Annotated in this window: 21 protein-coding genes; 17 read left to right on the top strand and 4 right to left on the bottom strand. The window is 41.7% G+C overall.

Features of this window, described 5'->3' with window-relative positions; all coding sequences use genetic code 11:
• Positions 1–284: 284 nt before the first annotated feature.
• From rny to QZ995_RS16150, 5 genes are all read left to right on the top strand, one after another.
• A complete protein-coding gene (rny, locus tag QZ995_RS16170) occupies positions 285–1,835 on the top strand; it encodes a ribonuclease Y (RefSeq protein WP_301808840.1) in 1,551 nt (516 codons plus the stop codon).
• A 147-nt stretch (positions 1,836–1,982) separates the two neighbouring features.
• On the top strand, positions 1,983–2,777 hold the full coding sequence (locus QZ995_RS16165) for a TIGR00282 family metallophosphoesterase (RefSeq protein WP_301808839.1): 795 nt from the start codon (positions 1,983–1,985) through the stop codon (positions 2,775–2,777).
• 116 nt (positions 2,778–2,893) lie between these two features.
• Positions 2,894–3,154 carry a stage V sporulation protein SpoVS gene (gene spoVS, locus QZ995_RS16160; RefSeq protein WP_003337012.1) on the top strand — a complete coding sequence of 87 codons (261 nt, stop codon included), beginning with the start codon at positions 2,894–2,896 and terminating at the stop codon, positions 3,152–3,154.
• Between the two features lie 576 nt (positions 3,155–3,730).
• Complete coding sequence (locus QZ995_RS16155) at positions 3,731–5,509, top strand: 2-oxoacid:acceptor oxidoreductase subunit alpha (protein ID WP_301808837.1); 1,779 nt, start codon at positions 3,731–3,733, stop codon at positions 5,507–5,509.
• Positions 5,481–6,347, top strand: a complete 867-nt coding sequence (locus QZ995_RS16150) for a 2-oxoacid:ferredoxin oxidoreductase subunit beta (protein ID WP_003341270.1) — start codon at positions 5,481–5,483, stop codon at positions 6,345–6,347. Before QZ995_RS16155 ends, QZ995_RS16150 begins: the two co-directional genes overlap by 29 nt.
• Before the next feature lie 199 nt (positions 6,348–6,546).
• On the opposite strand, the gene QZ995_RS16145 is transcribed toward QZ995_RS16150, so the two are convergent.
• Positions 6,547–7,605, bottom strand: a complete 1,059-nt coding sequence (locus QZ995_RS16145; RefSeq protein WP_301808834.1) for a YkvI family membrane protein — start codon at positions 7,603–7,605, stop codon at positions 6,547–6,549.
• Positions 7,606–7,656: 51 nt separating this feature from the next.
• Between QZ995_RS16145 and QZ995_RS16140 the strand changes: the two genes are divergently transcribed.
• The 3 genes from QZ995_RS16140 to QZ995_RS16130 all read left to right on the top strand — a co-directional run bounded on the left by QZ995_RS16140 (position 7,657) and on the right by QZ995_RS16130 (position 10,193).
• Complete coding sequence (locus QZ995_RS16140) at positions 7,657–8,394, top strand: MBL fold metallo-hydrolase (RefSeq protein ID WP_301808833.1); 738 nt, start codon at positions 7,657–7,659, stop codon at positions 8,392–8,394.
• Positions 8,395–8,410: 16 nt separating this feature from the next.
• On the top strand, positions 8,411–8,965 hold the full coding sequence (locus QZ995_RS16135; RefSeq protein WP_301808832.1) for a class I SAM-dependent methyltransferase: 555 nt from the start codon (positions 8,411–8,413) through the stop codon (positions 8,963–8,965).
• 166 nt (positions 8,966–9,131) lie between these two features.
• Positions 9,132–10,193 carry a YheC/YheD family protein gene (locus QZ995_RS16130; RefSeq protein ID WP_301808831.1) on the top strand — a complete coding sequence of 354 codons (1,062 nt, stop codon included), beginning with the start codon at positions 9,132–9,134 and terminating at the stop codon, positions 10,191–10,193.
• A gap of 159 nt (positions 10,194–10,352) precedes the next feature.
• Here QZ995_RS16130 and cbpB read toward each other — a convergent pair whose 3' ends face one another.
• Positions 10,353–10,793: a cyclic-di-AMP-binding protein CbpB gene (gene cbpB, locus QZ995_RS16125; protein ID WP_031413780.1), complete on the bottom strand. Its 441-nt coding sequence runs from the start codon at positions 10,791–10,793 to the stop codon at positions 10,353–10,355.
• 285 nt (positions 10,794–11,078) lie between these two features.
• Positions 11,079–11,951, bottom strand: a complete 873-nt coding sequence (locus QZ995_RS16120; RefSeq protein WP_301808829.1) for a lipoate--protein ligase family protein — start codon at positions 11,949–11,951, stop codon at positions 11,079–11,081.
• A 158-nt stretch (positions 11,952–12,109) separates the two neighbouring features.
• On the opposite strand from QZ995_RS16120, the gene QZ995_RS16115 reads away from it, so the two are divergent.
• A complete protein-coding gene (locus QZ995_RS16115; protein ID WP_301808826.1) occupies positions 12,110–12,580 on the top strand; it encodes a GNAT family N-acetyltransferase in 471 nt (156 codons plus the stop codon).
• Between the two features lie 105 nt (positions 12,581–12,685).
• On the opposite strand, the gene QZ995_RS16110 is transcribed toward QZ995_RS16115, so the two are convergent.
• Positions 12,686–13,936 carry an S-layer homology domain-containing protein gene (locus QZ995_RS16110; protein WP_301808824.1) on the bottom strand — a complete coding sequence of 417 codons (1,251 nt, stop codon included), beginning with the start codon at positions 13,934–13,936 and terminating at the stop codon, positions 12,686–12,688.
• A gap of 334 nt (positions 13,937–14,270) precedes the next feature.
• Here QZ995_RS16110 and QZ995_RS16105 point away from each other — a divergent pair, with 334 nt between their 5' ends.
• From QZ995_RS16105 to QZ995_RS16070, 8 genes are all read left to right on the top strand, one after another.
• On the top strand, positions 14,271–16,397 hold the full coding sequence (locus tag QZ995_RS16105) for an AMP-binding protein (protein ID WP_301808823.1): 2,127 nt from the start codon (positions 14,271–14,273) through the stop codon (positions 16,395–16,397).
• 19 nt (positions 16,398–16,416) lie between these two features.
• Positions 16,417–17,619, top strand: coding sequence for a lysophospholipid transporter LplT (gene lplT, locus QZ995_RS16100; RefSeq protein WP_301808821.1), 1,203 nt, complete (start codon positions 16,417–16,419; stop codon positions 17,617–17,619).
• Between the two features lie 109 nt (positions 17,620–17,728).
• Positions 17,729–20,545, top strand: a complete 2,817-nt coding sequence (locus QZ995_RS16095; RefSeq protein ID WP_301808820.1) for a sigma 54-interacting transcriptional regulator — start codon at positions 17,729–17,731, stop codon at positions 20,543–20,545.
• 186 nt (positions 20,546–20,731) lie between these two features.
• Positions 20,732–21,037 (top strand): PTS sugar transporter subunit IIB, encoded by a 306-nt coding sequence (locus QZ995_RS16090; protein WP_301808817.1) that lies wholly within the window; start codon positions 20,732–20,734, stop codon positions 21,035–21,037.
• Positions 21,038–21,048: 11 nt separating this feature from the next.
• Positions 21,049–22,398, top strand: a complete 1,350-nt coding sequence (gene celB, locus QZ995_RS16085) for a PTS cellobiose transporter subunit IIC (RefSeq protein WP_301808815.1) — start codon at positions 21,049–21,051, stop codon at positions 22,396–22,398.
• The gene (gene chbG, locus QZ995_RS16080) at positions 22,341–23,180 is read left to right on the top strand and encodes a chitin disaccharide deacetylase (RefSeq protein WP_301808813.1); all 840 of its coding nucleotides are present in this window, start codon (positions 22,341–22,343) and stop codon (positions 23,178–23,180) included. The genes celB and chbG overlap by 58 nt, the downstream gene beginning before the upstream one ends.
• A gap of 30 nt (positions 23,181–23,210) precedes the next feature.
• On the top strand, positions 23,211–23,546 hold the full coding sequence (locus QZ995_RS16075) for a PTS lactose/cellobiose transporter subunit IIA (protein WP_301808810.1): 336 nt from the start codon (positions 23,211–23,213) through the stop codon (positions 23,544–23,546).
• Positions 23,533–24,888, top strand: coding sequence for a 6-phospho-beta-glucosidase (locus QZ995_RS16070; RefSeq protein WP_301808808.1), 1,356 nt, complete (start codon positions 23,533–23,535; stop codon positions 24,886–24,888). The genes QZ995_RS16075 and QZ995_RS16070 overlap by 14 nt, the downstream gene beginning before the upstream one ends.
• Positions 24,889–24,945: the final 57 nt, after the last annotated feature.

Raw genomic sequence — 24,945 nt, 5'->3', positions numbered from 1 at the left:
GTTCGCAAATAATAAAATAGGTTTGTATTACTTGGTGTTTGATAACTTTTTGCGATTAGCAATCCATAACTGAACATCCATGAGACCTATGTCTATCATGATTGCAGTCGACCGAGTCGCATCGGTCTTGTTTTTTAGGCTATGGATGCCAAATGTTTCCTTCTTCGCTCTTACTTGTTTTTGATTTTGTGTACGAGATACGAAGATGATAGGAATCACCAAGAAAAAAATATTTGTATGAGAAATGTAAAAGTCATAGACAAAGGAGGTGTAAGAGAACACGTATGGATCTATCTAACCCACTATTGTTAGTTTTGCTATTGTTGGTAGCACTAGCAATTGGTTTTGGGGTCGGATACTTCTTACGTAAATCCATTGCAGAAGCCAAAATTTCAAGCGCAGAAGAGGCGGCGAAGCAAATCGTCGAAGAAGCGAAACGCGATGCGGAGGCAGTGAAAAAGGAAAAAGTCTTAGAAGCCAAAGATGAAGTGTTTAAGCTGCGTACAGATGCTGATCACGAAATCAAAGAGCGTCGTAACGAAATTCAGCGTCAAGAGAGACGTATCCTTCAAAAAGAGGAGTCTCTTGACCGAAAGCTGGACCAATTGGAACGTAAAGAAGTAGAACAAAGCGACCGTGAAAAATCAATTACTGAGTTGCAAGCCAAGGTTGAGCAATTATATAAAGATCAGGTTGCTGAACTCGAACGCATTTCAGGACTAACTCAAGAAGAAGCAAAAACAATTATTCTAACAAACGTAGAAAACGAAGTGCGCCATGACATGGCAATTATGATCAAGGATATTGAAACGCAAGCAAAAGAGGACGCTGATAAAAAAGCTCGTGAGATTATCACAACAGCAATCCAACGCTGCGCGGCTGATCATGTGGCAGAGACGACCGTTTCAGTTGTTACTCTTCCCAATGATGAAATGAAAGGTCGAATTATCGGTCGAGAAGGTCGTAACATTCGAGCACTAGAGACACTAACTGGTATTGATCTTATTATTGATGATACTCCTGAGGCAGTTATTCTTTCAGGCTTTGACCCGATTCGACGTGAAATTGCTAAAACGGCCCTCGATAAGCTGGTGGCAGACGGACGTATTCACCCAGCTCGTATTGAGGAAATGGTAGAGAAATCAAGACGTGAAGTAGATGAACGTATTCGTGAGTACGGGGAACAAGCAACATTTGAGACAGATGTACACGGATTACATCCTGATTTAATAAAAATTTTAGGACGTTTGCGCTATCGTACAAGTTACGGACAAAATGTCTTGAAGCATTCAATGGAAGTGGCTCATCTTGCCGGCCTAATGGCTGCGGAATTAAAAGAAGACGTGAAACTGGCAAAAAGATCAGGTTTGCTGCATGATATCGGTAAAGCAATTGATCATGAGGTAGAAGGTTCTCACGTAGAGATTGGTGTGGAACTAGCGAAGAAATACAATGAGCACCCTGTTGTTATCAACAGTATTGCTTCGCATCATGGTGATACAGAACCTACTTCTGTCATTGCGATGTTAGTAGCTGCAGCTGACGCCCTTTCTGCTGCACGTCCGGGCGCTCGCCGTGAAACCTTGGAAACATATATTAAACGCTTGGAGAAACTGGAGGAGATCTCTGAGTCCTTCGACGGCGTAGAAAAATCATATGCAATCCAAGCAGGCCGAGAAGTACGCGTGATGGTACAGCCAGAAAAAATCGATGATGCTGAGTCAATGAGGCTAGCTCGAGAAATTACGAAACGTATTGAAAATGAGCTGGATTATCCAGGACATATACGCGTAACGGTGATTCGGGAAACCCGCGCTGTTGAATACGCGAAGTAAAAATAAAGTGGCGAGATGCCACTTTATTTTTTTGACGGATAGAAATGTATCTACATTCTCATCTCTATACGTACAACCAAGTCCTGCTGAAGGCAGCGGATTGGTCATCGCCCGTTTTCTTTAGAATGAATAGTAGAGGTGATTAGAATGAAATTATTGTTCATTGGAGATATTGTAGGGTCTCCCGGAAGAGAAATTGTCAAAGAGTATGTACCGCGTCTGAAACGAAAATATGCACCTGATCTGATTGTAGTTAATGGTGAAAATTCGGCACATGGCCGGGGAATTACACGAAAAATTGCTAATGAGCTTTTTCAGGTGGGTGTTCAGGCGATTACGATGGGGAATCATACGTGGGATAATCGAGAAGTTTTTGATTTTATCGATGAGGATTCACGTATTGTTCGCCCAGCAAACTTTCCTGAGGGGACCCCAGGTAGAGGTCTTACCTATGTCCAAACACATGTGGGAGAGGTTGCCATCATTAATGTGCAAGGAAGAACCTTTTTACCACCATTGATGTGTCCATTTGAAACAGCGGAGCGGCTAGTAGAAGAAGCAAGAAAGCGCACCAAATTTATTTTTGTAGATGTGCATGCTGAGGCTACTTCAGAAAAACAGGCACTAGGCTGGTATCTGGATGGGAAAATTAGTGCCATGGTTGGAACACATACACATGTACAAACAGGAGACGAACGAATCTTACCTAATGGGACAGGCTATATTACCGATGCAGGAATGTGCGGTCCAACAGATGGGATTCTGGGTATGGAGCGGAGCGCGGTTATAAAGAAATTCTTAACACAATTACCTGTTAGATTTGAAGTGGCAGAAGGGCCGACACAATTAAACGGTGTTCTCTTTACCCTCGATAATTCCACGGGAAAAACGACAAAGATAGATCGAATTCGAATTGACGCCGCTTGTCCTTTTATGGAATAATACAAGGTAGATTCGAATTTTGCGAATATTAATCGTAAAAGGCAGGAATTTTTAGGGGTTATGCGAATATCATTCTAGAGATAAGAGTTATTTCTATCTGACGGGAGGTACAAAGGATGGACGTATTAAAAGTTTCAGCAAAGTCTAACCCCAACTCTGTTGCTGGTGCTCTTGCAGGCGTACTCCGTGAGCGCGGGGCCGCTGAGATTCAAGCCATTGGAGCGGGGGCGCTCAATCAAGCTGTGAAGGCAGTAGCTATCGCACGTGGGTTCGTAGCGCCTAGTGGTGTCGATTTGATTTGTATCCCAGCCTTTACAGACATCATAATTGATGGAGAAGAACGTACTGCCATAAAATTAATTGTAGAACCCAGATGATAGAGAACTAAACTACCTATTCACCTGTTTGTCCTCTTGGAATAAACAGGTTTTTTATTTGCCGAATAGCAAACAAGCCTGCTAAAGCATAGAGAGTTAAATGCCAAGCCTTTTAGTCGATTGGCTTGGCTTTCTTATCGTTTTTACATATAATGATTTCAAAAATACATCGTAAAAAAGATGTACAAGCAGTCAAATAACAAATAAATAAACATGACTTGCTTTCAGCACGGAAATCAACGAAGATATAAAGAATAGCTAATGAATCAACTTCAACAGAAGGACAAAACCTTCTAAATTTTTAGTAAAAATAGTTGCGACTTTATGGGAACATGTTACAATTACTTCAGAAGATCATTAATATACCGAGTACATTTATTAACACAATGCAACCATCTTAAGTAAAAGTACTTGCAATTTAAATAAGCTAGGTCTAAAATTGGTCTTGCTTATACACAAATTCTTCACAATTTGTCTACTATATTACATAGACAAATAATGATTGAACAGATGTGTGCAGTTCGGATTGAATGATGATTGTAGATTTTCTCACAGTCGCTGAAGGGGTGGAATTTCATGATTAGTCAACTTTCTTGGAAAGTTGGAGGACAACAAGGGGAAGGTATTGAAAGTACGGGTGAAATCTTCTCTATTGCCATGAACCGCATGGGTTATTATCTGTATGGTTACCGTCATTTCTCCTCGCGTATTAAAGGAGGACACACCAATAACAAGATTCGTGTAAGCACGAAGCCTGTTCAGGCCATTTCGGATGTCCTAGATATGTTGGTAGCGTTTGATCAGGAAACGATTGATGTAAATGCTCCAGAGTTACGTGAAGGCGGAGTCATCATAGCAGATGCTAAATTCAACCCAGTGTTGCCAGAAGGAATACAGTCTGTTCGCCTATTAGCTGTTCCACTAACTCAAATTGCTGATGAATTGGGTACTTCTTTAATGAAGAACATGGTGTCGATTGGGGCAACCAGCGCAATTTTGGGTATCCCAGTTGAGGGATACCGAAACATTGTAGAGGACATGTTCTTGCGTAAAGGTGAAAAAGTAGTCGAATTAAACATGAAAGCGATTACTCGGGGAGCACAATTTGTAAATGAATTAACAGGTGGACAACTTCCAGAGTTCCAACTAGAACCGGCAGATGGAAATAAACGTCTTTTCATGATCGGCAATGATGCGATAGCTCTAGGCTGTTTGACGGCTGGAGTCCGCTTTATGCCTGCATACCCAATCACACCAGCGTCTGAGATCATGGAATATCTTATTAAAAAATTACCGAAATTTGGCGGCACAGTTATTCAAACAGAGGATGAGATCGCCGCTATTACGATGGCAATTGGAGCTAGCTACGGTGGTGTGCGTGCCTTGACAGCATCAGCCGGTCCTGGGTTGTCTCTCATGATGGAGGCAATTGGTTTAGCAGGAATGACCGAAATGCCTGTCGTGATTGTAGATACACAACGTGGCGGCCCTTCTACAGGTCTACCTACAAAACAAGAGCAATCAGATGTTAATGCCATGATCAATGGTACGCATGGTGAAATTCCTAAGGTAGTAATGGCACCTACATCGGTTGAAGAGTGCTTCTATGATGCAGTAGAGGCTTTTAATATTGCGGAAGAATATCAAGTCCCTGTTATTTTGATTACGGATTTGGCATTGTCACTCGGTAAGCAAACCGTTGAACCGCTTGATTATAAACGTGTTGAGATTCGTCGAGGAAAGCTGCTTGCGGGTCAGGACCTTCCAGAAACAGAAGCTGGTGCGATGTTCCAGCGTTATCAAGTAACGGAGGATGGTGTATCTCCACGCGTCATTCCAGGACAAAAGTATGGTCTTCACCACGTTACAGGGGTAGAGCATGACCAAACAGGTAAACCATCGGAAAGCCCAACTAACCGCAAGGCGCAAATGGATAAACGTTTACGAAAATTAGACGTGCTTCCTTCTAAATTCCCTACACCGGTTCGCATTAATGGTGAGGGCGTAGAATCTGATGTACTGTTGGTTTCGATCAACTCTGTCGGAGGTACAGTGGAAGAAGCGCGTACACGCTTAGAAGCAGACGGGTTAAAGGTAAATCATGCGCAAATTCGATTGCTGCATCCGTTCCCTGTAGAAGCAATCAAGCCATACGTAGATCAAGCTAAAAAAATTATTGTGGTTGAAAATAACGCGACTGGTCAAATCGCCAACCTGGTGAAATTGAATGTAGGCTGTGCTGATAGATTGGAGAACGTGGTAAAATACGATGGGAATCCGTTCTTGCCGAACGAAATTTATACACAAGTCAAGGGGCTGATAAAAGATGGCGACGTTCAAAGAGTTTCGCAATAGTACCAAGCCAAACTGGTGTCCAGGGTGTGGTGACTTCTCCGTACAAGCTGCGATTCAGCGGGCAGCAGCAAACGTGGGATTAGAACCAGAAAACTTGGCCGTCGTGTCTGGTATTGGTTGTTCAGGACGTATTTCAGGCTATATCAATTGCTACGGCTTCCATGGTGTGCATGGCCGAGCTTTACCAATCGCCCAAGGTCTAAAAATGGCAAACCGTGAATTAACTGTCATTGCATCTGGTGGAGACGGGGATGGTTTCGCTATTGGTATGGGGCATACTGTACATGCGATTCGTCGCAATATGGATATTACGTATATTGTGATGGATAACCAGATTTATGGACTTACTAAAGGTCAAACATCGCCACGCTCTGCGGCAGGTTTTGTGACGAAATCTACTCCTGCTGGTGCGATTGAACAAGCTATTTCTCCTATCGAATTAGCTCTGTCAGCAGGAGCTACTTTTGTGGCTCAGTCTGTATCCAGTGATTTAAAAGGTTTGACAGATGTTATCGAAAAGGGAATACAACATAAAGGCTTCTCGTTAATTAACGTATTTAGCCCCTGTGTAACCTTTAATAAAGTAAACACATATGACTGGTTCAAACAAAATATTGTTCCAGTTGATAGCATTGAAGGCTATGACAAGCACAATAAAATTATGGCAATGTCCCATTCGATGGCGAACAATGGCCTGCTAACAGGTATTATATACCAAAATACAGAGCAACAGCGCTATGAGGACTTGGTTAAAGGATTTGATCAAGAAGCCCTTGTGAAAAAGGATTTGCATCTTGGTGAAGAGCTCTTTAATCAATTACAAGCGGAATTTGCGTAAAGCAAATGCAAGTATAACGATTCTTACCACATAAAAAACATCCCTTCATGTACACTTGGCAGCAAAACGGATTTCTTTTGCTACAATAGTGTTTATGAGGGGATGATTTTTTTTTTTGAGATGGCAGGGAACATTGCAAGATAATACAAACAAGCTGATTCTAGTAACATACAGAATCAGCTTATGCTACCTGCAAATATCAATTCAATCGCTTTGATCGATCCATCATTTGGCGATAAAATAGCATCACCAAAAAGAACACGACAATCTGTCCAAAAAGCGGGTACAATATAGTAAGCAAAGAACTAAATCCTACGAAACTAACCCCATAGCAGATTAGCAGTATGATCAATAGGATTAGTGAAAAATGAACGTTAATATAGCTTTTCACCTGTTCAACTAATCCAAACAGATTGGCAACAAGCGAGGAGAAAACCTCCGCATAAACCAGTAATGCAAAAAGAAAGGTAATCGTTTTGCCTAGTCCAGACAAAATGAAAATAGTAGGCGTATCTACAAATTGAACGTGGGGCATATTGTCCAATAATGATGCATATGCAAGAAAAAGAAGAAAGCCAATGCCCAGACCGCCAACTAAACCTCCGCAAATGATAGTACGCCTAGAGGGGCATTCTCGTCCTATAGGGATTAGGACTGCTTGTGCTAATGCCACGTTAAGCGATACATAATAGATGGGAGATTGGATCCATCCGTCAGCTTCTAGTTCATCAAGAGGCAATCCGGCTACGGAGGCAGTGCTATCCCAAGGCTTCGTGTAGAAGAAGACAAGCAGCGTAAATCCAATAAGGATTGGAACAAAAATACTATTTACCATATGAATAGCACCCATACCTCTAGCTGTTACCAGGAAAATAAATATCATACTTGCCCAAATCCCAAGCTGAGCTGGTAAATGGAACGATTCTTTAAAAAGGGAACCAGTAAAAGCAAGCATGACGGAAGTTGTCCCAATGAGAACTAGAAGTAACGTTGTATTAAAAAAAGTGCCGATCGTTTTGCCAAATAGGTAGAAGCTAACTTCCTGATAGGATTTGGCCTGTATACGCTGTGCTACCAGCATTACCTGTATAGCAGACCAGACAAATAATAGACTAGCAATGCCAATGCCAACTAAGCCATAGGGTCCAAACCGTACAAAAAATTCGAGAATCTCTCGACCTGAAGCAAATCCAGCGCCTACAACCGTTCCGATATAAGTAAAGGCGATCTGCAAAATAGTTTTCCATGAATTTTGCATTGAGTACCTCCTGTCCACCATACTACATCCTATGAAATGGAGAGTGAAAACATGCGTATCACTGTGTTAGGCTTTCAATCGCCGTATCCAGGACCTGGAGGAGCTACCCCTGGTTATTTATTACAAACAGGATCGAAGAATATATTAATTGATTGTGGGAGCGGGGTAATCAGTCAGGTAACAAAATACATACCAATTCATCAGCTAGATGCGGTTTTCTTATCACATTATCATCAAGATCATATTGCTGATATTGGAGTTTTGCAGTATGGTTTGAATGTGCATCAAAGAGTAGAAGGGATACGCGCCGATCAACCTGTACCCATTTATGCTCCGACAGAGCCAGTCGAATATAGCAGTCAAATGGTCTATAAAGAAGCAACAATTTTTAAGCCTATAACTGAGCAGACAGACGTGATTGTAGGAGACGTCACTGTTCGTTTTGTCAAAACAGACCACCCCATTTTATGTTATGCCATGATGTTTACGCATAATGGAAAAACAATCCTCTATGGTGCGGATACAGGAATGAAAACGGACTGGGAGAGGGTTATGGAGCCTGATTTATTTATATGTGAAGGAACGTATCTTGACGGCTTTGAACCGAATAAGCCTACTGGCCATTTATCAGTGCGGCAAGCTGCTCAGCTTGCAAATGGTATAAAAGCAAAAGCATTATTAATTACGCATCTATTTCATAACACAAAAGACGAGGATGTATACGAGCAAGCAAGCGCATATGGGGAATCATGCCATGTTGCAAGGATAGGGTTACAGATAGAGATATAAAAAGGAGAGAGCTACTGTGTTTCCAAATGTTCTAGAAGTTGTACGTCAATATATTAGAGAGCGAGTAGGAGAGGGAGAGACTGTAGTGGACGCCACTATGGGCAATGGAAATGACACATTATTTCTTGCTCAGTTAGTTGGGGAAAGAGGAAAAGTGTACGCTTATGATGTTCAAGCAGAAGCGATTGAGAAAACCCGAGCACGTTTAGAGCGCGAACAGGTAGTAGAGCGGGTGAATTTATTATTAACCAGCCACGAGCAAATTAAAGAGATTCCGGTAGAAATCGGAGCTGTTATGTTTAATTTAGGGTACTTACCAGGCGGAAATAAGGATATTACGACACAGGCTAATACCACCATTCGTGCTATTGAAGCCGGATTGGATAAGCTTCGGACTGGCGGAATCATGACGATCATTATTTATTGGGGGCATGAAGCAGGGGCTATTGAGAAGGAGGCAGTTGTTGATTATTGTGAAAAACTGCCGCAGACAGAATACCTTGTGCTTCGTTATCAATATATGAATCAACAAAACCAAGCTCCTTTTATCATTGCAATTGAAAAAAGATAAGAACAAAACAGATATCGTCAGCCCTAACCGAGTAATGGACAGATTCATTACTCGGTTTTTTCAGTTGAAATCGAGCAGAAAAAATAGGCAACCCATCTGTCTGCTGTCTACATAGAGTAATAAAAAAGAAAAATGTACTGAAGAAATGATGTAGGAAGGGATGAATGTGGAAAAAATCGGAATCATGCTTAATAAGAAAGTTATTTCCTTGAACAGACAGCAACGACACACCTATGAGCGGCTGGCATTTTATGTAGAGATTGGGGCTAGACTTGGACTAGAAACTGTGTTTTTTCATGCTGATCAAATTAACTTTGCCACGAATAAAATTAAAGGCTATGTGTGGAGAGATAAGAAACTGGTGCCTTCCACTTTTATAATCCCAAAAGTTATTCACAATCGGTTACTTTCTGGTAAGAAAGCTACGATTTTTCGGATAAAAAAATTAGAAAAAATAAGCCAAGTGTATAACGGGATTGTTACACGCAATAAATGGAGGGTGCACAAGAGACTGTGGAGACAGGATAATTTACGTCATTATATTCCGGAAACCAAGCTATTTCGTAAACAAGCCTTTACCGACATGCTGAATAAATATGCTTTTATATACATCAAACCGGTAGTCGGATCAGTAGGGATTGGAGTTGCTCGAATAGAACGTAAGGCAGAGGGATATTTTTTCTGCTCGTCACGAACAAAGGAAAGCTTTCAGCATGTAGAAGAACTTGTACAGTTTGTGGAAAACTGGATCAAGAACAAAACCTACATTATTCAACAAGGTATTCCGCTTTGCAGGTATCAGAATCGAACTTTTGATGTGCGTGTTTCTATTCAAAAAAATCAATTACATGAATGGAAGATATCAGGGATGGTAGCAAAGTTGGCAAATCCCACCAATAAATTAAGTAACTTAGCACAAGGTGGCAAGGCAGTAAAATTGGAACCAGTTCTGGGCTCGCTGTTTGCTACCCAAAGTATTCCCATCATTGTGAATCGTTTAAAGGCTGCATGCTTTGCCATTGCAGAGGAGCTAGAGCAGCATGAACCGTCACTAGCTGATCTGGGCTTAGATATGGGGATTGACCGGGCTGGATTACCATATTTTATTGAGGCGAACGTAAGGGATCAAAGATACTCATTTTTCAAAGCAGGTGAGAAGGCCATGTTCTATCAAGCTTATAAAACCCCGCTTGAATTTGGAGCTACTTTGTACAAAAAGAAAAAATAAGAATTGATAGAAGACTGGTAGACGGCCATGCATCATGCTATTGGTAAAGGGATCATAGCATACCAAAAGGTAAAGCGTATATGTAATAAAAGGCCTGCATCAAGCTGGATGCGGGCCTTTCCTTCATTTCTAACATCACCACGGGGGACTGAGACTGTATTATTCGGCGTTACGGAAATGGTGGTACACGAGGGCAAGAACTGCTTTACGAGTCAAAATTCCTTCAAAGACACCTTGCTCATCCTCGACACATACAAACGGATGATTAATGGATAATTCTAGAGCACGTTGAAAAGAGTCAGTAGGGCGTAAACGAGGGATGTTACGTTCCATGACCTCTTCTACATGATGCTCGTGCAAAGTTTCATACTCCACACGCTCTAATCCTAGAATGGATTCCAATATCATTGTTTTACTAATTTGTCCCATCACTTTATAGGAAGAGTCCAATACAGGAATGGCCGAATATCTACTTTTGACCAATACTAATAAAGCGTGTTCCAAAGAATTGCCCAATTGAACATGAGCTACTTTTGAGGCGGGCAATATTAAATCCATAATCGGGTAATTGAAAATATGCTTAGCTTGAGGATTAATCAATGCAAGATCCTCCTTACCTTTCATTGTTAATGGACATTCTTCTTGTATTGTATAAAAAATTAAACAAAAATGCATTTTTTTCTCTATTTGAAATGAGATGAAAAACAGAGTAGAAGTAACTTGAGCAAATTTTTACAAGTCCGGATCGAAAGTCTATATGTAATGCTGATCAATTCAGGCTCAAAAAAGATGAAAAAAGAAAAAACCTGAGCGGATCAATCCTCAGGTTTTGAATGAGAAGATGTCTTTTTTATAGATATGCAAAGGAGCTCATCGAATATGACTTTATTTTAGTAACCGCCAATCAGATTGTTGAATCTCTGCTGCGGTATAAGAGAAGAGACCAAGGCGCCCCGTTAAATGCTGGATTGCGACTTCTTTATCTGATTCTGTCAAAGGCAATTCTCCTTTGGGAGCTGTCCATTTTTTTGAAATAGCTGAATAAAGCTGCTCTTTTACTTCATCTACGGAGATGGCACGTCCCATATGCTCGGAGATACTCCCGATCGTCTCCTTTCGGACGGCTGGAACAGGGCGCTGGGCCACTTCCATTTCATATAGTCCGGCTTGATGATAGAAGTCTTCCATCAGGGCTCCGCGTTCTATTCCGCTTCCCTCAATATTGATACAGAGCTGTAAAATGGAACCATAGCGAGTACGGCGTTGAGCCATTCCGCCAATTTTTTTACCGGAAAGCGCAAAATCATAGTCACCTACACAATAGGAATCTACGACTTCTCCTAGTTCAATCTTCCCGTAGTCAGCAAGCCCGACTGATAGAATTTCAGCAGCTAGCTTATAAAAATCATCAATTGCCAGATTGCATTGTGGGAATAAAATAGCCATATTTAAAACACCGCTGTCCAGTGGAACACATGCACCGCCAGAGGAACGGAGGAGAGCCGAGTACCCCTCATAACTGTATGCCTTCAAGGCTTGCTCTAAGTGCGGAAGCTTGGCGTCACGCCGTCCCAACCAAAAAGCTTTATCATAAATCCATAGATGGATAATCGGTTTCGCATTAGGCTCTTTCATAGCAGTAGCTAATGCTTCATCCAATGCGATCGGTTCTACCGGAGATTGTCGGTAGATGCCCGAGTCAATCCAGGTAAACGGAGAGTGCAGTAGTTCAGAATACACAGTAAAACCCCTTCCCAAATACCCTCCTGTAAGAGAGGTGTCTTTCTCCATTATACACAATGTCATGAAAATCTCTGCTAGGAAAAGGAGTATTCAGAAAAGATGGATTTTTCGGTGTGATTTGTTTAATATATGAGGAGAAAGTCAAGAAGTCCATGTAAGAGAGGAAGAGCGATTTGTCAGAGGAGGTAACTGTAGTCCTTGTACCCATGGAAGAGCGGGATAAAGGTGAATATGATCGATTGTTGTTAGAGGCTAATGAATCAGAAGAAATGATTGCGCGCTATAAGCATCGAGGAGATATGTACGCTGCTTATACGGAGGAGCGTTTGCTCGGTATCGCCATTTTGCTTCCGTGTACCGAGGAAATGGTCGAAATTAAAAATATTGCGGTATGTAGAGGAGAGCAGGGAAAGGGCTACGGCAAACAATTCATTTCGTGTTTGGAAGAGAAGGCTAAAGAGGCCAACTATAAGGTGATGGTTGTAGGAACAGCGAATTCCAGCTTGGATAATCTAGCGTTTTATCAAAAGGTAGGGTTTCGAATTACAGGAATCAAAGCCGATTTCTTTTTGCAATACCCCTATCCAATTTGGGAAAATGGAATTCGTGCTTTAGATATGGTGATTTTAAAAAAAAATCTGTAAAACAGCAAAACAAAGCTGGCTTCCCAATACATTTCGCCAAAGGTACCAAAATATAAAAAATTGTACCTTTATCATGTAACGAAATGTTCAGGAGACCAGCTTTTTTTATTTTTTTGTAGCGGTAAATGTGAAATTGTCAAACCAGGTAGTCTTTGATGGAATTTGTTTAAAAGCATCCTTACTCATGTATAATCCTATTTCGGAATGATCCCATTTCACATTTTGTAGCGTATAGATATTGGTGCCGTTTAGATAAACGGATAATGTATCATCGCTAGCTTTTATTTTTAGGCTATTGTGTGTTGTTAGCTTGGTGGCAATGCTGGCGATAGCTTTTGTCTCTTTCTTTTCAGGATCAGGAAGGTGGCGAATCTGCAGGGAATCCTTTGTTAGATAAACAATATCAGCTTCTCCGTCATTACCATTAATAAATATACCGGCTTCCGCATCGGTTTTGACAGGAATAATATCTACTGATATTTCCCATTCTGTATCATCCCTGCTTACCTTATCTTTTAGCGGAAGGAGATAATGCTTTAGAGCTCTGTCATTGCTATAAGCTGTTACACGTTTATCATAAACCACCCACGATCCAGTTCCTCGTGCACTGTTCCATTTTTTCAATTGATTATCTGAAAAATCATCAACCACTTCCCTTGTTTTTTGATCAGGCTTTGGTTGCGGGACAGGAGAAGTAGGATCCGTTGGGAAAACCACTTTTTGCTCATCTAATTTAGCACGGTACAATAGAGAGGCGGCTTCCGCACGAGTAATGGCATCTTGTGGTCGGAAGGTACCATCGTTGAAGCCTTTAATCAGATCATTATCTAAGGCGATTGCGATAAAGGCGCGAAGATTGTAAGAAATTCTTTCTTTATCTCTGAATTGATTTAATAAAGATACTTTTGCTGATTTTGATTGATCATAGCCTAGCAGGCGCACCAAAGCTACGGCAATGTCTTCACGCACGGCATTCTGATCAGGCTTGTAGCTGTAGGTTGAGCCTGATTTGTAGCCAGTCAGGTAAGGCTTTGCATACTCGACATACGTAAAAGCCCAATGGCTGCGAGGTACATCTTTAAAGGTCTGAGAAATCCCCCATTTATCCCCCAGTTGGACTCCTGCTGCTGCAATCATAATTTTAGCAAACTCGGCACGGGTAACTTTTGAGTTAGGGCGAAACGAACCGTCACTGTAACCATCAATAATTCCCTTTGTGGCCATGTCAGTGATTGCCTCATAAGCCCAATGATCTCGCGAGACATCCCAGAAATTTGTGTTTTTAGCTTGGGCTAGCAGGGGCATCATGGAAAACAACAATAGGAACGACAGCAATAAAGCAGATATCCTTTTCATGGTTTCCTCCTCATGTTCTTTTTCACAAGTGTATGACGTTTGTCAAAATCCTTGACGCAGAAAACGACGACTTAGTTTCGGTATTTATCAGAAAAAATAAAAAATAGGGCTGATTGAGTAGGGCTAATCTCCTTAAGCTGATTCTTACCTGGCTAAATAGACTTGTTTTGAACAAAGGAGAGTAGAATATGCTAAGAAAAAAGATACAAAAAAGCAAATCCTACAAAAATGTATGGTTGGGCATAGAGAGATGAAAGTATATATTAGTTGACAAGTCTGTTATGATTTTTTGAGAATGCAAGTTAAATAGACAAAAGGAGAAAGGTGGAATGGTGTGGGTATTGTAGATAGTTTATTAAAAACGGTGGTTAATACGAGTTATCGAGTTGAGATTGAGGGACTCTCAAAACTCGACTTTTCCAAGCCGGTTATGTTAGCACCAAATCACGTTTCAATTTTAGATGCCGTATTACTGGCCTTAAACCTTCCTAAAGAAGTATGCTATGTGGTCAATACGGATATTGCCAAAAAATATGCCAGCTTTTTATCACAACGAAAATTTATAACGGTTGATCCTTTTAATTTTTATTCCATCCGCAAAATTGTGCGTGAGGTTAAGGCTGGCGTACCTTTGGTGTTGTTTCCCGAAGGCAGAATTACAACGACTGGCGGAATCATGAAAGTATATAGTGGGCTCGGTTATATTGCTCTTCGCACAGGAGCCACTATTTATCCTGTTACATTGGTAGGGCCTGAACGAACACCATTTTCTTACATTACTGATAAGTGGAAAACGCATTTATTCCCCAAGGTGCGTATCCGTATTGGTGAGGCCTATACGATTCCAGCAAAAGAGGGAGTATCTAAGCGTATTCAAAAGGAAAAGGCTGGCAGTAAAGTCCTGAGAACGATGCAAACAGAATTATTTTATGCCAAAGAGAAGCATCATGTGCAATTATTTAATGAAATGCTAGATGCCTGTCGTCTTAATGGTCCAAACCGGATGATTGGGGAAGAATTAACCCAGTCCATAACTTATAAAAAGCTGGTCATAAGCGCATATGCGTTAGGGAATAAATTACAGACTCTTGTTCACCAGGAGCAACGCATCGGCACATTATTACCAACATCACTTGGGCATACCGTAGCTTTATTTTCGTTATTTTATTTAGACAAGACGGTTGCTCTCCTTAACTTTAGTATGGGGGTTCAGACGGTGTTGGATGCTTGTGAAACAGCGAGTATTTCCACCATCTTAACCTCCAGAGAGTTTATTCAGAAGGCTAATTTACAGGCGATGGCTGATTCGCTTGCCAAACATATTCGGGTTATTTACCTGGAAGACGTAAAAGCATCGATCAGCACAACCGATAAAGGAAAAGCGATGTTTGCTTATATGAGCAAACATCGTGCTTTAAAGGCGAATCCGTTACAGGAAAGCGAACTTATTTTATTTACATCTGGAAGCGAGAGCAAACCAAAAGGCGTGGTGCTTACACACAGTAATATCTATAATAATATTCAGCAGGTCTTGGCCATGATGGATATGACTTCGAAAGACAAATTTTTAAATACCTTACCGATGTTTCACAGCTTTGGGTTAACAGTAGGAACGATTTTGCCGATTGTGACAGGGATCCCTGTGTTTTTTTACCCCTCACCGCTTCATTACAAGGTGATTCCTGAGATTGCTTATGATCGCAATTGTACCGTGTTATTTGGAACCTCTACATTCCTTGCAGGATATGCGCGGACTGCCAAACCATACGACTTTTACGCTATGCGTCATGTAGTGGCGGGAGCAGAAAAATTAAAGGATGAGGTTCGACAGCTTTGGATGGATAAATTCGGTATCAGGATAATGGAAGGATATGGTACAACAGAGGCTTCTCCAATCCTTTCACTGAACACTCCGCTACAGCATAAAAAGGGAACAGTAGGTCAATTTTTGCCAGGTATTCGTTATGAATTAGAGAAGATTGAAGGCATAGCTGAAGGCGGCAACCTTTGGGTGGATGGAGCAAATGTCATGAAGGGCTATCTATTTCATGGAAAAGGGTTTGAGCCAAGAGAAGGGTACTACGATTGCGGAGATATCGTAACAGTGGATGACGAAGGGTATATTTCCATTGTAGCTCGGAAAAAACGTTTTGCAAAAATTGCTGGTGAAATGGTCTCGCTAAATTTAGTTGAGCAACTGGTTTCGGAGGTAGTCCAAGATACGAGGCTCGCTGCTGTGACGACAGGTGATCCGCGAAAAGGAGAGCGCATTTATCTATTCACCTCTGCTCCTATTACAATGCGTGAGATTAAGGAATACGTGCTAGCTAAAGGCTTCTCAGCACTATTGGTTCCTTCTAAAATTGTGGAGATCGAGGAACTCCCTTTATTAGGGAGCGGTAAGGTTGACTATGTAACATTAAAACAATGGGCAGAACAAGAGACCCCATCTAATCGATAGGAAGAGGAGAGCGGCATTCGTGAAAAATAAAGCCTTGAAGTATTTATATATCACTCAATTTTTATCTGCGTTTGCTGATAACATGGCATTATTTGTGATTGCCAATCTGTTAAGACAAAACGGCTTTTCTCCTGTCGCGCTTGCCTTAGTTTCCATGGCATTTTTCGTGCCGTTTATTGTAATGGCACCTGTGGTGGGGCCCATAGCAGATAAGCATTCGAAAACAGCAGTTTTACTTGTAGGTAATTTTTTGAAGCTGCTAGGTATCGTCTTATTAATGTCGGTAGATCACCAAAGCATTATAGCGTTGATGGCTAGTTACTTTACTGTAGGAATAGGAGCGGTTGTCTACTCACCTGCCAAGTACGGCATATTAGTAGAGCTTACTGAAAATGAAATGGAATTATTTGAAGCTAATTCGCGGATTGAGGCCTATACGATACTGGCGATTTTATTAGGGATCGGAGGAGGAGGGGCAATTGCGGCCGTTACTAGTGTCGTTGTTTCTTCGAGCATCTGCTTGCTCCTCTTTGCGGCTTCGATTGCGATGACCTTTTACATCCCGATGCAGCGAGGCAATCGCCATATTAAAATCGGGAAAGAAGTCCGCTTATTTTTTGAAAATTTTCAGTTGCTGTACCGTCATCCGACTACACACTACGCACTGATAGGAACCGGAGCATTCTGGATGAGTTCGGCGGTACTGCGGATTGCTGTGCTTGCTTGGATTCCGCTGGCCTTAGGTTTTGCAGAGAATGACTTTCGAGTATCACTTATACTAGCGACTACCTCCATTGGCATTATTGGAGGAGCCTTCTTTGCTCCGAAGGTGATTCCTCTATCCAGGTTTACGAAAGCCATACTCTATGGATTTCTTATGACTGGCTGTATTATGCTGTTTCCTTGGATACATTCAACATTCATTGCTATCCTGATGTTGCTTGCTGTTGGCTTTATGGGCGGGGTATTTATCGTTCCGATGAACACTGTCATTCAGGAGCAAGGACTTCAAATCATTGGATCAGGCAAAACGATTGCGGTCCAAAATTTTGTAGAGAACAGCTTAATGCTAGGGGGAACGGTTATTTACTATGCCGTAGCCTATATGGGTGGATCTGTTTCCTTTGCTATTTTATTTCAGGGTATTCTTCTTGTAGTCTTTCTTGGTTATCTAGTAATCAAAATTCCAGAGGTAGATCGAGCTCGAACCAAACGAATCTAACTTTCACAAAAATGATGCATGGATGAATAGATATAAATATGAGATGATGGATGTTGAAAGAGTTTTCATAGTGAAGGCTGTCAGTTAAAAATCGGCACAAGGTGATGAAATGAAACGCATAGAGCTGATTATGCAACAGATTGTATCCAGATCACGTGAAGGACAAGCAAGCAGTGCTCAAGAGTTGGCTGAGCTTCTCTCATTAAGTAGAGCCAATGTCAGCTCTGATTTAAACCAGCTTTGGAGAGAAGGTCGCATAGAGAAAAGTACAACTAGGCCTGTGCGCTTCTCCTTGCCTGGTACTCAACCTAAAGCTTTGATGAATGCAGGTTTGTCTGAGCAAAGGAAAACGGCAGGGAAACAGACTTGGGAACGTAAGAGAGCTGGTTCTTTTCCGCCGGAGCTTAATAAGAGGAATATACATCATGGCGAAAATCAGCTACAAGCTAGTGTAATGGACCAGTTGGCCAGAGATTGTCAAAGCTTAACAGCACTCATTGAACAAGCTAAAGCAGCGTTGCTCTATCCGCCCCACGGCATGCATACGCTACTTTTTGGTGAAACGGGTGTTGGGAAAACGATGTTTGCTGGACTTATGTACGAATATGCTGTGGAAAAAGGAATCTTAGCAGCTATTGCTCCGTTTATCACATTTAACTGTGCAGATTATGCTCACAATGCTCAATTATTGGTAGGTCAATTATTTGGTGTGAAAAAGGGGGCCTATACTGGCGCTGATCATGATCGACCAGGATTAATGGAAGCTGCTGACAACGGCATTCTGTTTTTAGATGAGGTTCACCGCTTACCGTCTGAAGGGCAGGAAATGTTATTTACTTTCATTGATAAAGGCTTCTTCAGACGTGTAGGTGAAACAGATAAAGTGCGTCAGGCTAATGTAAGATTAATTGCGGCGACAACAGAGAATCCTACCTCTGCATTGCTCGCGACTTTTACCAGGCGAATTCCTATGATGATTTCTCTGCCTTCCTTAAAAGAAAGAGGATTGGAGGAGCGGCTGCAGCTAATCAAACAATTTTTTCAGGAAGAGTCTTATCGTTTAGGGAAGGATATCCATGTCTCAGGTAATTCTATCCGTGCACTTCTTTTGTATCACTGTCCAAACAACATTGGTCAATTGAAAACGGATATTCGCCTCTCCTGCGCAAAGGCATATGCCGATTTTATCTCTTTGCGGAAAACCGAAATGCAAATCACTACCGCTGATCTCCCCCCTCATGTGAAAGAGGGCGTGCTGCATGTGGAGCAGAATAGACAAAATATCGAGAAGCTTATTGGAGAAAAAAAGTATTTTTTGTTCCATCCAGATCAAGAACCGTATATTTTAGAAGATTCATCGGTAATGGACAATAATATCTACGAACGAATGGAACAAAAGATTGTACAACTACGAGATGCGGGAGTATCTGATACAGAGCTGTACACAGTCTTGACTAGTGAGATTGAAAAGTATTTCACTAATTATCTGACTAATGTACGAAAAAGCTTCAATCAGGAAGATGTATTGAAAATCGTTCACCCCGATATTGTCAATCTAGTCGAGGACATCGTCAAATATGCTGAAACCATTTTGAAGAGAACATTAACACGCAATGTTCTGCTGGGCATGTCCTTGCATATTCAGACACTCATTGATCGGATCGGAAGGGGAAAAACAATCTCGAATCCCCAATTGAATCAAATTAGCAAGCTGCATAAAGCTGAGTTCATGGTAGCTCTTGAATGTGTAAATAAGATAGAAGAGGCTTTTGATCTCGATATACCGCTAGACGAGGCAGGTTTTCTCTGCATGTTCTTTGTACTCGACGAAGCACAGCCTGAGGAGATCAAAAATTATGTGGGTATTCTCGTCATGATGCACGGTAATTCCAGTGCGACCTCCATGGTAGAGGTGACCAATCGTCTCTTAGGAACAAATCATGCTGTTGCATTAGATATGCCCTTAGAAAAGCCTCCCCATGAATTATTAGAAAAAGCCAAAGAAATTGCCAAAACGATTGGGAATGAAGAGGGACTGCTGTTTTTAGTAGATATGGGTTCTTTGCTCACCTTTGGGGAAATCGTGCAAAAAGAATTGGGAATACCGGTAAAAGTGATTCCCTTGGTTAGTACCACGCATGTTTTAGAAGCCACCCGCAAAGCGATATCGGGCTCTGCATTAGACGAGATTTATCAAAGCGTGCTTGCGGTATCAAGTCATGAAATACAAGAACAGTCTGTTAAACGTGAACGTAATAAGCTGCCAAAGCAAGTGATCGTAACGGCGTGCTTGACAGGTGAAGGAAGCGCACTTGTGATTAAAAATCTTTTGAAAAATTATCTTCGCTTTCATAACGAATCATTACAAATTATACCGATTACCTGTGTGGATCAAAGTAAAGCGAAACAGGAGCTGGAGGCACTAAAGACTAAACGCCAAATTTTGTGTATTGTCAGCAATTTCCGATTGGATATAGATGCACCTCAATACAATATTGAGCAGGTTTTAAGCTTACAGGCTATTCCTGAGATTCAGCAAATTATCAATCAGGAAGAAATTTATAAAAAAATGGGTGAAACACTAGAGGCTCATTTAAAATATCTCTCAGGCGAACAAGTCCTAGCAAATGTGCGTGCTACTATTAAACGCATGGAGCGACAGCTACAGCAGAAGTTATATCAAGACGAATTAATGGGTATTACATTGCATATGTGCTGTATGATTGATCGACTAAAAGGCGGAGGAGGAGTAGCGGAATTTAAAGAAAAAGAATCGTACAAAGAGCATTTTAAGGAGATGCTTACTGTTATACAAGAAGAAATGGAGCCTATTGAGCTGACGTATGGTATCATGATGGAAGAAAATGAGATTTGTTTTCTCGCGAAATTTTTCCTTATGAGTGAAGCAAATCAGTCTTACGTATAAGTAAACACTCACTGTATTTAGAACGAAACACTATAGATTAGTGTTTCGTTTTTCTTATGGACGAGCAAAACACTAATGGAAGAATGAAAGGATGACAGCCTACATATACATAATTAGTGTTTTGGCATAATATTTGCAAAATAAATGAAATGTAAGCACTTACATGACCGGAGGGGGTATATACAGATGAATATTGTACTATGTTGTTCAGCAGGAATGTCAACTAGCCTACTTGTAACTCGAATGGAGGAGGCAGCAAAGGAGCAAGGAATCGAAGCAAAGATTTGGGCTATCTCTGCAGATGATATGCGTGATAACTGGGATAAAGCAGAGGTCGTGCTGCTCGGCCCGCAAATCCGTTATAAATTAGCAGAATTTAAAAAGGAAGGCGAAGCCAGAAATATACCCGTTGATGTCATAAACCCTGTTGACTACGGAATGGTCAATGGCCAAAAGGTACTAGAAGCTGCCTTACACATGAAGAATAGATAGGAGTGGTATCGATGGACAGACTCGTTCAATTATTCGAGAGAGCCCTGATGCCCATTGCCGGGAAAGTCGCTGGGCAGAAGCACTTACAGGCCATTCGTGACGGTATTGTTTTAACAACTCCCCTGCTAATTGTCGGGTCCTTATGTCTGGTTATTGGGTTTATTCCCATCGAGGGTTATGATGACTTTATGAAGGGGATTTTTGGTGAGCTATGGCGCACAAAGCTCCTATATCCCGTAGGCGTTACCTTTGATATAATGGCACTCATTGCTAGTTTTGGTGTAGCGTATCGATTAGCGGAAAAGTATAAGGTGGACCCTTTATCGGCAGCTTCCATATCTGTTGCATCCTTTTTGCTAGTAACGCCGTACAACACGATGTTTACTCCGGCTGGCACAGAAACAGCCATACAGGTTAGCGGTGTCATACCTGTAACATTAATGGGAAGTCAAGGCTTGTTTGTTGCCATGATTATGGCTCTTTTATCAACGGAAATTTTCCGTATTGTTATACAAAAGGACATTGTTTTAAAAATGCCGCCAGGTGTACCACCAGCGGTTGCGAAATCCTTCGTCGCACTGATTCCAGCCTTTATTGTACTTGGCACCTGCTGGATTGTTCGTTTGATTATGGAAGCAACTACTTTTGAAAGCGTACACAATGTTGTTAAAACACTATTAGGAGTTCCCTTGCAAGCACTGGGTTCCAGCTTTGCAGGTGCTTTAATCGCTGTGATTCTTATTCACCTATTATGGGCTTGCGGTTTGCACGGAGCCAATCTGGTTGGCAGTGTAATGAGTCCAATCTGGTTAACGCTGATGGATGCAAACCGAGCTGTTTACATGAGCAATCCTAATGCAGAATTACCGAATGTTATCACTACTCAATTCTTTGATTTATGGCTCTATATTGGCGGATCAGGTACAACGCTTGCAATGGTTGTTGCCATGGCCTTTCTGACAAAGAGCCAGCAGATGAAAAGCTTAGGAAGACTGTCCCTTGCACCAGGGTTATTTAACATTAACGAACCGGTGATCTTCGGGGTACCGATCGTCATGAACCCGCTCTTAATCATTCCATTTATCATAACGCCCGTTGTTCTTTTATGTGTCTCTTATTTTGCAATGTCCACGGGACTTGTAGCGAGACCAAGCGGTATATCCGTACCATGGACCACTCCATTGTTAATCAGTGGTTATCTAGCAACTGGCGCCAAAGCATCCGGATTAGTCCTTCAATTAATCAATTTTATCGTTGCTTTTGCGATTTATTACCCTTTCATACGCCTGTGGGATCGTCAAAAATGCAAGGAAGAACAGGAGGCAACAAAAAATCAAGCTGTCGGCACATTACAAGCATAAGGACGATTGGTGTTAGATTCGGGAAGGGAGGAATCGTTACGAAACTGATTATCAACGCCGATGATTTTGGTTACTCAAAAGGAGTCAACTATGGAATTATTACTTCTCATGCATGCGGGGTTGTTACATCGACCACGATGATGATGAATATGCCCGAGGTAGATCATGCCTTTTTGCTGGCCAAACAGCATTCAGCGTTAGGAGTAGGGATTCATCTGGTTATGACCTGTGGCAAACCACTTAGTGACGATGTACCTTCCTTAGTAAATGAATCAGGTCATTTTCACTCACTGCGGGATGTATTTGATCACATAAATACAGAAGATGTGGAAAAAGAATTTACACGTCAAGTAGAAGCATTTCTCTCATACGGAAAGAAGCCAACCCACATAGATAGTCATCATCATGTACATGCGCATGAAAAAATATTGCCTGTTGTGTTGAATTTGGCGGAGCGGTATCATCTGCCGCTTCGCCTTCTCCCAACAGATGATGAGACTAATCAGTTACCAGCAGGAATAAGAAGCACTGCTGCTTTCGATCAGAGTTTTTATGGAGATGAGCTTTCCCTTGAGTCCGTGGAACAAATTCTCGATAAGCATGCTGGAATTGAATCGCTGGAGATTATGACACATCCAGCTTTTATCGACCAACCACTTTGCCAAGGAAGCAGCTATGCGCTTCAACGTATGAACGAATTGGCGATTTTGACTGATCCGCAGGTTAAAAAACGACTGAACTGCCGAGATATACAATTGATTACATTTACACAACTAGGCTGACAGTGGGTGTATGGGATAGGAGGCAACCATATGGAAATTACAGATGTAGCATTTCACATAATATTACATGGTGGTAACGCAAAAAGCTTCGCGATGGAGGCAATTGCAGCGGCAAAGCGAGGAGAAATAGAGGAAGCACGCAAGCTAATGGACGAAGCGACTACAGAGCTACGTCAAGCGCACCATATTCAAACTTCCTTAATTCAAGAAGAAGCGGGCGGGAACAAGACCGAGGTAACCCTATTAATGATCCACGCACAGGATCATTTAATGAACGCAATCACAGTGAAAGACTTAGCAAACGAGTTCATTGACCTTTATGCAAAAATAAACATCGAAGGGGGACTTACAGTTGAGCGGAATTAAAATCGTAACCATTGGCGGTGGTTCCAGCTACACTCCAGAGTTAGTTGAAGGCTTTATCAAGCGGTATGAGGAATTACCTGTGCGTGAGCTTTGGCTGGTCGATATTTTAGAAGGAAAAGAAAAGTTAGAGATCGTAGGCAATTTAGCAAAACGCATGGTGGAGAAGGCTGGTGTTCCCATGCAAATTCATTTGTCGTTGAATCGCAGAGAAGCCTTGCCAGGAGCAGATTTTGTTACGACTCAATTGCGTGTAGGTCTATTAAAGGCTCGTGGATTAGACGAAAGTATACCGTTAAAGCATGGGTGCATTGGTCAGGAAACGAACGGTGCAGGTGGTCTGTTTAAGGCTTTGCGCACAATCCCAGTAATTTTAGACATTAGCAAGGATATGGAAGAACTATGTCCGGAAGCATGGCTCATTAATTTTACCAATCCAGCAGGAATGGTGACCGAGGCGGTTCTACGCCACAGCAATATTAAAAAAGTTGTAGGTCTTTGCAATGTTCCCGTAGGTATGAAAATGGCTGTTGCCAAGATGCTGGATGTAGATAGCAGTCGCGTGCATATTGATTTTGCAGGATTAAATCATATGGTTTTTGGTACGAACGTCTATCTGGATGGCAAGAAGGTAACCCAGCAAGTAATTGACAAGCTGACAAGTGATGAGGAAACCGGTCCTTCCGTGAAAAATATTGTAGATAGGGAGTGGGAAAAAGAGTTCATTCGGGCGCTAGGCTTATTGCCGTGTCCCTATCATCGCTATTATTATCAGACTGGACCGATGCTTGAACATGAAAGAGAAGCGGCCAAAAAAGAAGGAACGAGAGCTGAGGTAGTCCAGAAGGTAGAAGCGGAATTGTTTGAGCTGTATAAAGACCCTGAGTTGGCCATCAAGCCACCGCAGCTTGAGAAACGAGGCGGCGCATACTATAGTGATGCGGCATGCAATCTTATTTATTCAATTTATAATGATATGCGGGATATTCAACCGGTTAATGTTCGTAACAACGGTGCAATTGCAGGGATTTCCCCTGATTCGGCTGTAGAAGTGAACTGCGTTATCACAAAAGAAGGACCTGTGCCAATCTCGGTGGGAGAGTTGCCAATCGCCGTAAACGGTTTAGTTCAACAAATTAAATCCTTCGAACGAGTGACAATCGAAGCAGCAGTGACAGGCGATTACCATAAAGCATTGTTAGCCATGAGCATTAACCCGTTAATTCCATCAGACTCCATTGCTAAAACGATTTTAGATGAAATGCTGGAAGCACATAAGCCTTATCTGCCCCAGTTTTTCAAACAGGAGACAAGCAAAGTGACCGCAGAGGTTGGTAACGCCTAGATGAAACAAAAAGAAACGGGATAGTCAGTCATTTCACCTTCACAAAAAGCACAGAGG

This window comes from Brevibacillus laterosporus, from assembly GCF_030489605.1.
GTDB classification, from domain to species: domain Bacteria; phylum Bacillota; class Bacilli; order Brevibacillales; family Brevibacillaceae; genus Brevibacillus_B; species Brevibacillus_B laterosporus_E.
The sequence above is the reverse complement of the archived record's forward strand: the minus strand, read 5'-3'. Positions and strand labels throughout refer to the sequence as shown.

Coding starts and splice junctions, on each gene's coding strand:
- rny (WP_301808840.1), top strand. CDS start 285: ATGGATCTATCTAACCCACTATTGTTAGTTTTGCTATTGTTGGTAGCA.
- QZ995_RS16165 (WP_301808839.1), top strand. CDS start 1,983: ATGAAATTATTGTTCATTGGAGATATTGTAGGGTCTCCCGGAAGAGAA.
- spoVS (WP_003337012.1), top strand. CDS start 2,894: ATGGACGTATTAAAAGTTTCAGCAAAGTCTAACCCCAACTCTGTTGCT.
- QZ995_RS16155 (WP_301808837.1), top strand. CDS start 3,731: ATGATTAGTCAACTTTCTTGGAAAGTTGGAGGACAACAAGGGGAAGGT.
- QZ995_RS16150 (WP_003341270.1), top strand. CDS start 5,481: ATGGCGACGTTCAAAGAGTTTCGCAATAGTACCAAGCCAAACTGGTGT.
- QZ995_RS16145 (WP_301808834.1), bottom strand. CDS start 7,605: ATGCAAAATTCATGGAAAACTATTTTGCAGATCGCCTTTACTTATATC.
- QZ995_RS16140 (WP_301808833.1), top strand. CDS start 7,657: ATGCGTATCACTGTGTTAGGCTTTCAATCGCCGTATCCAGGACCTGGA.
- QZ995_RS16110 (WP_301808824.1), bottom strand. CDS start 13,936: ATGAAAAGGATATCTGCTTTATTGCTGTCGTTCCTATTGTTGTTTTCC.
- QZ995_RS16095 (WP_301808820.1), top strand. CDS start 17,729: ATGAAACGCATAGAGCTGATTATGCAACAGATTGTATCCAGATCACGT.
- QZ995_RS16090 (WP_301808817.1), top strand. CDS start 20,732: ATGAATATTGTACTATGTTGTTCAGCAGGAATGTCAACTAGCCTACTT.
- celB (WP_301808815.1), top strand. CDS start 21,049: ATGGACAGACTCGTTCAATTATTCGAGAGAGCCCTGATGCCCATTGCC.
- chbG (WP_301808813.1), top strand. CDS start 22,341: ATGCAAGGAAGAACAGGAGGCAACAAAAAATCAAGCTGTCGGCACATT.
- QZ995_RS16075 (WP_301808810.1), top strand. CDS start 23,211: ATGGAAATTACAGATGTAGCATTTCACATAATATTACATGGTGGTAAC.